General features: G+C 59.0%; 7 protein-coding genes and 3 tRNA genes. 8 read left to right on the plus strand and 2 right to left on the minus strand.

Going from position 1 to position 10,295, the window contains the following annotated elements; genetic code table 11:
* The first annotated feature begins 105 nt into the window (after positions 1-105).
* From alaS to ACL9RJ_RS25300, 5 genes are all read left to right on the plus strand, one after another.
* Complete coding sequence (alaS, locus tag ACL9RJ_RS25280; RefSeq protein ID WP_422765786.1) at positions 106-2,730, plus strand: alanine--tRNA ligase; 2,625 nt, start codon at positions 106-108, stop codon at positions 2,728-2,730.
* 93 nt (positions 2,731-2,823) lie between these two features.
* The gene (locus ACL9RJ_RS25285; RefSeq protein WP_017126124.1) at positions 2,824-4,065 is read left to right on the plus strand and encodes an aspartate kinase; all 1,242 of its coding nucleotides are present in this window, start codon (positions 2,824-2,826) and stop codon (positions 4,063-4,065) included.
* A gap of 190 nt (positions 4,066-4,255) precedes the next feature.
* The gene (gene csrA, locus ACL9RJ_RS25290; protein WP_002554426.1) at positions 4,256-4,444 is read left to right on the plus strand and encodes a carbon storage regulator CsrA; all 189 of its coding nucleotides are present in this window, start codon (positions 4,256-4,258) and stop codon (positions 4,442-4,444) included.
* Between the two features lie 62 nt (positions 4,445-4,506).
* Positions 4,507-4,597, plus strand: a tRNA-Ser gene (locus ACL9RJ_RS25295).
* 107 nt (positions 4,598-4,704) lie between these two features.
* A tRNA-Arg gene (locus ACL9RJ_RS25300) sits at positions 4,705-4,781 on the plus strand.
* Positions 4,782-4,821: 40 nt separating this feature from the next.
* On the opposite strand, the gene ACL9RJ_RS25305 is transcribed toward ACL9RJ_RS25300, so the two are convergent.
* A complete protein-coding gene (locus tag ACL9RJ_RS25305; RefSeq protein ID WP_017126123.1) occupies positions 4,822-5,301 on the minus strand; it encodes an outer membrane protein assembly factor BamE in 480 nt (159 codons plus the stop codon).
* Positions 5,302-5,621: 320 nt separating this feature from the next.
* Between ACL9RJ_RS25305 and mgtE the strand changes: the two genes are divergently transcribed.
* Entirely contained in the window at positions 5,622-7,064 is a 1,443-nt protein-coding gene (gene mgtE, locus ACL9RJ_RS25310; protein ID WP_017126122.1) for a magnesium transporter, read from the plus strand.
* A 143-nt stretch (positions 7,065-7,207) separates the two neighbouring features.
* On the opposite strand, the gene ACL9RJ_RS25315 is transcribed toward mgtE, so the two are convergent.
* Complete coding sequence (locus ACL9RJ_RS25315) at positions 7,208-7,534, minus strand: Arc family DNA-binding protein (protein WP_042935290.1); 327 nt, start codon at positions 7,532-7,534, stop codon at positions 7,208-7,210.
* Positions 7,535-8,032: 498 nt separating this feature from the next.
* On the opposite strand from ACL9RJ_RS25315, the gene ACL9RJ_RS25320 reads away from it, so the two are divergent.
* Together ACL9RJ_RS25320 and ACL9RJ_RS25325 are read left to right on the plus strand one after the other, a co-directional pair.
* Positions 8,033-8,109 (plus strand) — tRNA-Arg (locus ACL9RJ_RS25320).
* Between the two features lie 204 nt (positions 8,110-8,313).
* On the plus strand, positions 8,314-9,858 hold the full coding sequence (locus ACL9RJ_RS25325) for a class I SAM-dependent methyltransferase (RefSeq protein WP_177118846.1): 1,545 nt from the start codon (positions 8,314-8,316) through the stop codon (positions 9,856-9,858).
* Positions 9,859-10,295: the final 437 nt, after the last annotated feature.

Below are 10,295 nucleotides of genomic sequence, written 5' to 3' on the forward strand. Positions count from 1 at the left end.
ACTGTACCCAAGGCTCAGGGCCGATATAATGCGGCCCTTTGCAAGTCGCAAATCCATTCAGACGTGATGCACTTGCCTCCGGCCGCAGACTCCGTGGAAGAACCTATGAAAAGCGCAGAAATCCGTGAAGCCTTCCTTCGCTTCTTCGAACAGCAAGGCCACACCCGTGTCGCCTCCAGCTCTTTGATTCCGGGCAATGACCCAACCCTGCTGTTCACCAACGCGGGGATGAACCAGTTCAAGGATTGTTTCCTGGGCCAGGAAAAGCGCGCCTACACCCGCGCCGTCAGCAGCCAGAAGTGCGTACGCGCCGGCGGCAAGCACAACGACCTGGAAAACGTCGGTTATACCGCTCGTCACCACACCTTTTTCGAAATGCTGGGCAACTTCAGCTTCGGCGACTACTTCAAGCGCGATGCGATCACCTTCGCCTGGACCTTCCTGACCTCCGACCAGTGGTTGAACCTGCCGAAGGAAAAGCTCTGGGTCACGGTCTACGCCAGCGACGACGAAGCCTACGATATCTGGACCAAGGAGGTCGGCGTGCCGGCCGAGCGCATGGTCCGTATCGGCGACAACAAAGGCGCGCCTTACGCCTCTGACAACTTCTGGACCATGGGCGATACCGGCCCGTGCGGTCCTTGCACCGAGATCTTCTACGACCACGGCGCCGATATCTGGGGCGGCCCGCCCGGCTCGCCGGAAGAAGACGGTGACCGTTACATCGAGATCTGGAACAACGTGTTCATGCAGTTCAACCGCACCGCCGATGGCGTGCTGCATCCGCTGCCGGCACCGTCGGTGGACACCGGCATGGGCCTGGAGCGGATCAGCGCGGTGCTGCAGCACGTTCACTCCAACTATGAAATCGACCTGTTCCAGAGCCTGCTGAGCGCTTCGGCCCAGGCCATCGGTTGCACCAATGACAACCAGGCTTCGCTGAAAGTGGTCGCCGACCATATTCGCTCCTGCGGTTTCCTGATCGCCGACGGCGTGCTGCCGTCCAACGAAGGCCGCGGTTATGTGCTGCGCCGGATCATTCGTCGCGCCTGCCGTCACGGCAACAAGCTCGGGGCCAAGGGCAGTTTCTTCTACCAGATCGTCGCGGCCCTGGTTGCCGAAATGGGTGAGGCCTTCCCTGAGTTGAAATCCCAGCAGGCGCATATCGAGCGTGTGCTGAAGGCCGAGGAAGAGCAGTTCGCCAAGACCCTGGAGCAGGGCCTGAAGATCCTCGAGCAGGACCTGGCCGAGCTCAAGGGCAGCGTGGTTCCGGGTGACGTGGTGTTCAAGCTGTACGACACCTACGGTTTCCCGATGGACCTGACCGGCGACATCGCCCGCGAACGCAACCTGACCCTCGACGAGGCCGGTTTCGAGCGCGAGATGGAAGCCCAGCGGGTGCGCGCGCGTTCCGCCAGTTCCTTTGGCATGGACTACAACAGCCTGGTCAAGGTCGATGTGGCCACCGAGTTCACCGGCTACAGCGCCACCAGTGGTTCGGCGAAAGTGATCGCGCTCTATAAAGAAGGGCAGTCGGTCGACGTCTTGAATGAAGGTGAAGAAGGCGTTGTGGTCCTGGACCAGACACCGTTCTACGCCGAGTCGGGCGGTCAGATCGGCGATTGCGGGTATCTGCAGGCGGCTGCCGGTCGCTTCGATGTCCGCGATACCACCAAAACCGGCGGGGCTTTCCTGCACCATGGTGTCCTGGCCCAGGGCAGTCTGCTGGTCGGCACCCAGGTGGAAACCCAGGTCGCCGCCGATGTGCGTCACGCCACCTCGCTGAACCACTCGGCCACCCACCTGTTGCACGCTGCATTGCGTCAGGTGCTGGGCGAGCATGTCCAGCAGAAGGGGTCGTTGGTCGACAGTCAGCGCCTGCGCTTTGACTTCAGCCACTTCGAAGCCATCAAGCCGGAGCAGATCAAGGCCCTGGAAGACATCGTCAACGCCGAGATCCGCAAGAACTCGGCGGTGGAAACCGAAGAAACCGATATCGACACCGCCAAGAAGAAGGGCGCCATGGCACTGTTCGGCGAGAAGTACGGCGACAGTGTGCGTGTCCTGAGCATGGGCGGGGATTTCTCCGTCGAACTGTGTGGCGGTATCCACGCCAACCGTACCGGTGACATCGGCCTGCTGAAAATCATCAGCGAAGGCGGCGTGGCATCGGGTGTACGGCGCATCGAGGCAGTCACCGGTGCCGCGGCACTGGCCTACCTGAATGCCGCCGAAGAGCAACTCAAGGAAGCCGCGAACCTGATCAAGGGCAGCCGCGACAACCTGATCGACAAGCTGTCGGCTGTGCTGGAGCGCAACCGCCTGCTGGAAAAACAACTCGAGCAATTGCAGGCCAAGGCCGCAAGCGCCGCGGGTGACGACCTGTCGGCGCAGGCCCAGGACGTCAAGGGTGTGAAAGTCCTGGCCGCGCGTCTGGATGGTCAGGATGGCAAGGCCCTGCTGGCACTGGTCGATCAACTGAAAAACAAACTCGGCCGCGCAGTGATCCTGCTCGGCAGTGTCCATGAGGAAAAGGTCGTTCTGGTCGCAGGCGTGACCAAGGACCTGACCGGCCAACTCAAAGCCGGTGATCTGATGAAGCAGGCCGCTGCGGCAGTGGGCGGGAAGGGGGGTGGTCGTCCGGACATGGCGCAAGGCGGTGGTATCGACGCCGCGGCACTGGATGCAGCACTGGCCCTGACCGTGCCATTTGTCGAGCATGGCGTTTAAGGCCTCGCCAATGCCCGTCGTCTAGTGACGGGCAACGGGGCTGTGGTTTGAATGATTAATGGGCGCCCCTTTACGGGCTGAGGCGGCTTAGAAATGGCTTTGATCGTACAGAAATTTGGAGGCACCTCGGTCGGCACCGTCGAGAGAATCGAGCAGGTCGCCGACAAGGTGAAGAAATTCCGCGAAGCCGGCGATGACCTGGTGGTTGTGCTGTCTGCGATGAGCGGCGAGACCAACCGCCTGATCGATCTGGCCAAACAAATCAGTGGCGAAAACCAGCCGGTTCCCCGTGAGCTGGATGTGATCGTTTCCACCGGTGAGCAGGTGACCATTGCGTTGCTGGCCATGGCACTGATCAAGCGTGGTGTGCCGGCGGTGTCCTACACCGGTAACCAGGTGCGGATCCTGACAGATAGCGCGCACAATAAAGCACGCATCCTGCAGATCGACGATCAGAAGATTCGTGCCGATCTGAAGGAAGGGCGTGTGGTTGTTGTCGCCGGGTTCCAGGGCGTCGACGAGAACGGCAATATCACCACCCTCGGTCGTGGCGGTTCCGATACCACCGGCGTTGCACTGGCGGCAGCCCTGAAGGCTGACGAGTGCCAGATCTACACCGATGTCGACGGCGTCTACACCACCGACCCGCGTGTCGTGTCCTCGGCCCAGCGCCTGGACAAGATCACCTTCGAAGAGATGCTGGAAATGGCCAGCCTCGGTTCCAAGGTGCTGCAGATCCGCGCGGTCGAGTTCGCCGGCAAGTACAACGTTCCGCTGCGCGTCCTGCACAGCTTTAAGGAGGGTCCGGGTACCCTCATTACTATTGATGAAGAGGAATCCATGGAACAGCCGATCATTTCCGGCATCGCCTTCAACCGCGATGAAGCCAAGCTGACCATCCGTGGCGTGCCTGATACCCCGGGCGTGGCCTTCAAGATTCTCGGCCCGATCAGCGCCGCCAACATCGAAGTCGACATGATCGTGCAGAATGTCGCGCACGATAACACCACCGACTTCACCTTCACCGTTCACCGCAACGACTACCAGGCGGCGCAGACCGTGCTGGAAAACACCGCGCGTGAAATCGGTGCGCGGGAAGTGGTCGGCGATACCAAGATCGCCAAGGTGTCGATCGTCGGTGTTGGCATGCGCTCCCACGCAGGCGTGGCCAGTCGCATGTTCGAAGCGCTGGCTAAGGAAAGCATCAATATCCAGATGATCTCGACCTCCGAAATCAAGGTTTCGGTAGTGATCGAGGAGAAGTACCTGGAACTGGCCGTGCGTGCATTGCACACGGCGTTTGAACTGGACGCACCGGCCCGCCAGGGCGAGTGATGCGTCATGCCGAAGGGCGCGGTTGAACCGCGCCCTTCGTGTTTTTTGATAAGCGCGGGCAAGCGCTGTCCTTTTGCCCGGGCTCGTCAATACTTAGGTGCGTAGGGCTATGGCTATCTAGCATGTAGGCCGAAGCCCTTTTTTTTGCAGACTGTGTTGTCCCTGAACTGAAATGCGTGAGGAGATAGGTATGCTGATTCTGACTCGTCGGTGCGCAGAAAGCCTGATCATTGGTGATGGTGAAATCACTGTGACCGTGCTCGGCGTCAAAGGAAATCAAGTGCGTATTGGTGTCAACGCCCCCAAGGAGGTGGCCGTGCACCGTGAGGAAATCTACCTGCGGATCAAGAAAGAGAAGGACGAAGAACCAAGCCATTAATTTTTCTCGTTTTTTTTGTTTGCAAACGGGGAGAAAGCTGGTTAATATACGCCCCGTGTTGCGGAGAGCTGGCCGAGTGGCCGAAGGCGCTCCCCTGCTAAGGGAGTACACCTCAAAAGGGTGTCGGGGGTTCGAATCCCCCGTTCTCCGCCATTATTCGTTTAGTACGTTACAATCTGGCTTCTTCTGTAAGTTGTTGAAATTACTAGAAAAAGTGCTTTACAAAGAGATTTGACGGCCTATAATGCGCGGCAACAAATGCACTCGTAGCTCAGCTGGATAGAGTACTCGGCTACGAACCGAGCGGTCACAGGTTCGAATCCTGTCGAGTGCACCATACACCAAGAAGCCCGCACTGGTTGCGGGCTTTTTGCTGTCTAGCGTTTGACACAACCCTTCTCATCGAACAGCACCAGGCTGCTGCGACCTTTCTTCAGGTTGTAGTGATAACGCGTGGCGCTGTTGCTCGTGCTGATCCTGTCCGGCCTGCCCAGGGCGCTTTCCACTTCCAGGCGATTCATGCCCGGACGCACCTGCTGCTGGATGATGGCCTGGCGTCTGCTTCTGGCGTCGAGCTGATTGCCACATCCATCGTCATGTTCGCCGACTACGATCAGTTCCCGGGTGGCGGTGCTTTTTGCCTGAGGCGGCGCTTTCGGTGTAACGGCGAACTGCTTGCCGCCAGGTGGCGGGTTATCGGCCCGCTGGATCTGCAGGCGCTGCTCCTGTGTGCAGCCCAGCGTGGTGAAGGTGATATGGCCGCTGCTGTCTTCGCAGCGCTGCACGATGGCCGCGTTGGCGCAGGAAGGCAGTTGGAGCGCGAGGGGAATCAGCAGGCAGCAGGCTCTGGTGGGCATCGGACGTCCTCCATGACGGTTGTCACCCAAGCCTAGTCGCTGACTTTTTCATCGGGCGTGTGTTTTCTTTTCAGGATGAGTCGTCGGAGTAGAAAGCAGCCGAAGAATGCTCGGCTTTGTCTCGCAAGCGCTTGTTCTTGCCAAGATTTTTGCCGTTAAAGCACCTGAGGCGGTGTATGATTGCGCCCGTCAGCCCCGCCGGGGCTTGTGGAATACCTCCATGGACTTACCCAGTAGTTACTCAGTACCCCGCTTTACCAATCATGAATTGACTGATTGATCCTTCCGGCGTGCCCCGCTGCTGGGAGTGGAGTTCGCCTATGACCGAAGTTGAAGTAAAGAAATCACAAGACAGTTTGCAGGACCGCCTCGCTCAAGTCGTTGAGCTGTTGCAGCGCCAGCGAGTGGTCGAGGACCTGACCCATCGTCAGGAAGGTCATCATCAGGACCGGGTGGAGAACCTGGTTCACCGGCAGAACCTCGTCGAGTTGCAGCGCAAGCTTGATGATCTGCACTCCGCCGACGTTGCCTATATTCTTGAAGCCTTGCCCCTGGACGATCGCCTGACCGTCTGGCAACTGGTCAAGGCCGAGCGCGACGGCGACATCCTCCTCGAGGTTTCCGACTCCGTACGAGAAACGCTGATCGCCGACATGGACGATCACGAGCTCCTGGCCGCGGCCAAGGAGATGGATGCCGACGAACTCGCTGACCTCGCCCCCGAGCTGCCGCGGGACGTGGTCCATGAGCTGATGGAAGCCCTTGACGGTCAGCAGCGTGAGCGCGTTCGCTCCGCGCTGTCCTATGACGAGGAGCAGGTCGGCGCGCTGATGGACTTCGAGATGGTTACCATCCGCGAAGACGTCAGCCTGGAAGTGGTGTTGCGTTATCTGCGTCGGCTCAAGGAGCTGCCGGGTCATACCGACAAGCTTTTTGTGGTGGATTACGACGGTGTGCTCAAGGGCGTGCTGCCGATCAAGCGATTGCTGGTCAATGATCCCGACAAGCAGGTGGCCGAGGTCATGGCCAGCGATCCGGTGAGTTTCCACCCGGACGAGGATGCTTATGACGCGGCGCAGGCCTTCGAGCGTTATGACCTGATCTCCGCGCCGGTCGTCGACAAGAACGGCAAGCTCATTGGCCGTCTGACCATCGACGAAATGGTCGACCTGATCCGTGAGGAGAGCGAAAGCGAAGTCCTCAACATGGCGGGTCTGCGGGAAGAGGAAGATATCTTTGCGTCGGTCTGGAAGTCCCTGCGCAACCGCTGGGCGTGGCTGGCGATCAACCTGATCACGGCCTTTCTCGCCTCGCGGGTGATCGGTCTGTTCGAAGGGTCCATCGAGAAACTGGTTGCCCTGGCTGCGCTGATGCCTATCGTCGCGGGCATCGGTGGCAACTCCGGCAACCAGACGATCACCATGATCGTGCGGGCCATGGCGCTGGACCAGGTCAGTACCGGCAATACCTCGCGGCTGATGCGCAAGGAGCTGGCTGTCGCCCTGATCAATGGGGTCATGTGGGGTGGTGTGATTGGTGTCGTGGCGTATCTGCTCTATGGCAGTTGGTCGCTGGGTGTCGTCATGACCGCCGCGATGACCTTGAACCTGCTGTTGGCGGCCTTGATGGGCGTGCTGATCCCGATGACGCTGGCGCGGCTGGGGCGTGACCCGGCGATGGGGGCGAGTGTGATGATCACTGCCATGACCGACAGCGGCGGCTTCTTCATCTTCCTCGGGCTGGCGACGATTTTCCTGCTCTGAGTCTTCCGGCGCAGCCTCCCCATGGGATCGGCTGCGCCATCTCTGCGTTATCCCCGGGCTTGTCGGCCCTGGTGTATTGCCTCTCCCGAATTCCACGCAAAAAAAAAGCCAGCGCGAGGCTGGCTTGAGCTTTCAGGGATGAATCAGTTGGCGTCTGCGGCCATTTCGGCGTCGTGTGCAATCAGCGACACCAGGGCATTCTGCTGGCGGTGGGAAAGTTGACGGAAGCGCTGCAGCAACTCGCGTTCATGCAGGGATAGCTCGGGGCTGTCCAGGCGCATGCTCAGTTCGTCACCCAGTGCACCTTCCTGAATAAGACTCTGCTCCAGGCGTGCAATGATTTCGGAATTCATGCTTCGGTGATGGTTACGAGACACCTCGGCGATGCGTTCACGCATTCCATCGGGCAGACGCACGACGAATTTGTCAGCGGTACGGCTGGAATAAATTGCCTGTTTCAATGGGCGCATAGTTTTAAACCGGTTAGTTCAGGGGAGCGGTTCTCGGAATTGGCCGCAGGATGTCAGTAGGACAGCATGCTTTGCCAAATGTTCAACCTGAATTGATAAGAGGCCCGCATCATGCCTCAAATTTGCCAGATCATTGGCGTCAATTCTGTGACAAATATTGAACTGGACACAGGCAATATGCCAGCACCAATTATCAGAAATGCGCACTGGTTTGAAAGTTTTTCCCGGTGCGGCGCTCTGATCGGCCATCCCAAGCCCGTCTGAAGGCATCAAACCTCCCTGCCGCATATGCTACGCGGTGATCTGGCCTTTTGCCTCTACTGTTAGAGGATAGTGGCATTTGGCCGATTATCTAGTGGACGAACGGTGCAATAGGGGGTAGGGAGGCGGGTTTTCCGACCTACGCACCAAAAAGCCCCCGGACGACATGACAAACGGTGGCATGCCCGTTAACATGCACGCCGTCCTTTGCGCCGCCCGTCCGGGTGGTCGCTCGTTGTCTCAGTAGCTCAATTGGATAGAGCATCCCCCTCCTAAGGGGAAGGTTGGCAGTTCGAACCTGCCCTGGGACACCATCCCAATTCAAAGCATCCAGCTATCAATGCGAAGTGAGCGCCAGGCTCATGACGGCAGGCGGCTGCCAGTGCGAACCACGCCCCCGAAAACGGCCGTTCAGGTCGGCCGCGCTGAAGACAGGATTTTTCGCTTGTGGTGGGCAATGGCCACCCTTTATAAGAAAAGCCTTTCTGCTTTCGATAATAGATAGAGGGACATCGGTCATGGGCGAAGCTTGGAATGAAGGCTATTTCACGGACGAAGGTTATACCTACGGGTATTGCCGGGAAATCAATCCAGTGTTCCAGCGCTACTGCTTGTTGTTGCGTGGTTTTGCGAGCCTGGAGAGTGCAGATGCCTATCACTGCGAGCTTGGTTTCGGCCAGGGTGTCTCGGTCAATATCCATGCCGCGGCGAATCCGGGAAGCTACGTGGGCACGGACTTCCATCCGGCCCAGGCGGCCCATGCCAACACGCTGGCAAGCAGCTACGGCGGTAATGCCCAACTCTATGACGACAGCTTCGAACAATTGCTGGCCCGTAAGGATCTGCCGCAATTCGACAGTATCAGCCTGCATGGCATCTGGACCTGGGTCAGTCGCGATAACCAGAAACTGATCGTCGAATTCGTCCGTCGGTATCTCAAGCCTGGTGGTCTGCTTTACGTCAGCTACAACTGCTTCCCGGGCTGGTCGCCTTCGGCACCGCTGCGTCAGTTGTTCAGCCTGCATGATCGCTTTGCCTCCAGCACCTCGATACGCCCGGGCGAACGGATCGATGCGGCGTTGCAGTTCTCCGAGGCGCTGCTGGCGGCCAATCCCCTATACGCCAGCGCGGCGCCGAGCCTGGGCGCCAAGCTGCAGAGCATCAAGGGGCAGAATCGCCAATATGTAGCCCATGAGTATTTCAACCGCGACTGGAACTGCATGTACTTCACTGATGTGGTGGATGCCTTGTCTGCGGCCAAGCTCGACTATGCCACGACGGCCGCGCCGCTGGATTCGGTGGACCCGCTCAACCTGAGTGCCGAGGGCATGGATTTCCTGGAGGGTATCGAGCATCCGATCATGCGCGAGCAGGCGCGTGACTACTTCGTCAACCAGCATTTTCGTCGCGATCTGTACCTGCGCGGTGCGAGCAGATTGTCCGCTGCGGAACAGCGCGAGAGCATGCTCAATACGCGGTTTGTCATGTTGCAGGCAGTAGACAGCGTGCCGGGTGTCGTCAGTGGCCCGGCGGGGGAGGCCTCGCTGCAGGCAGAAGTCTATGGCCCTGTGCTCGAGGCCCTGGCGGCCAGGGCTTATGTGCCGAAAACCTTGCGCCAGTTGCTGGCGGCTGTGCCCTCGATGGCTTATGGCGACCTGGAGCAGTCGGTCAATGTCCTGGTCGGTATGGGTGTTGCCGCGCCCTGTCAGAGCGAGGCAGCCGAGAAGTTGGTGCAGGCGCGTTGCAGTGCCCTCAATCTGCATCTGTGCAAACGTTCCTTGTTCACCAATCAGATCCAGACCTTGGCCAGTCCGGTGACCGGCGGTGGTGTGCCAGTCAGCCGCTTCGGGCAATTGTTCCTGATATCGATGAAGCAAGGGAAAAAGCTTCCGATCGAATGGGCGCAACTGGCGTGGGGGATTATCAGCGAACAAGGTGAGGGCATCGTCAAGGACGGCAAGGCGCTGAGCACGGCCGAAGAGAATATGGCCGAATTGCTGGAGCAGGCCGAGGCGTTTGCAGAGAAGTCGCTGGTTATTCTCAAGGCATTGAAAATCGTTTGATCCTTGCTGGCGCCGCGTTCGTGGGCGTTGGGATTGCCCGCGATGGCGTCCTTGAAGCTTGTGCTGCTTATATGGGCGCCTTCGCTGGCAAGCCAGCTCCCACAACTATGTAGTCGTCCAACCATTTTGGGTGCAACACCCAAACTGTAGGAGCCGGCTTGCTGGCGATGGCGTCATCTTGGACGCTGCAAGGCTTGCTGGCCCCATCGCTGGCAAGCCAGCTCCTACAACTATGTAGTCGTCCACCCATTTTGGGTGCAACACCCAAACTGTAGGAGCCGGCTTGCTGGCGATTGCGTCCTTTTGGGCGCTGCAAGGCTTGCGGGCCCTATCGCTGGCAAGCTAGCTCCTACAGGGGGTGTGTTCTGCGCTGTTTCTGACCCTTGTGACAGAAAGATGAAAATAAGGGTTGACGGCAGATTCCATGGGCCTATAAT

Origin of the sequence: Pseudomonas sp. Mn2068 (assembly GCF_049319725.1) — a bacterium.
In the GTDB taxonomy this organism is placed as follows: Bacteria; Pseudomonadota; Gammaproteobacteria; order Pseudomonadales; family Pseudomonadaceae; genus Aquipseudomonas; species Aquipseudomonas gingeri.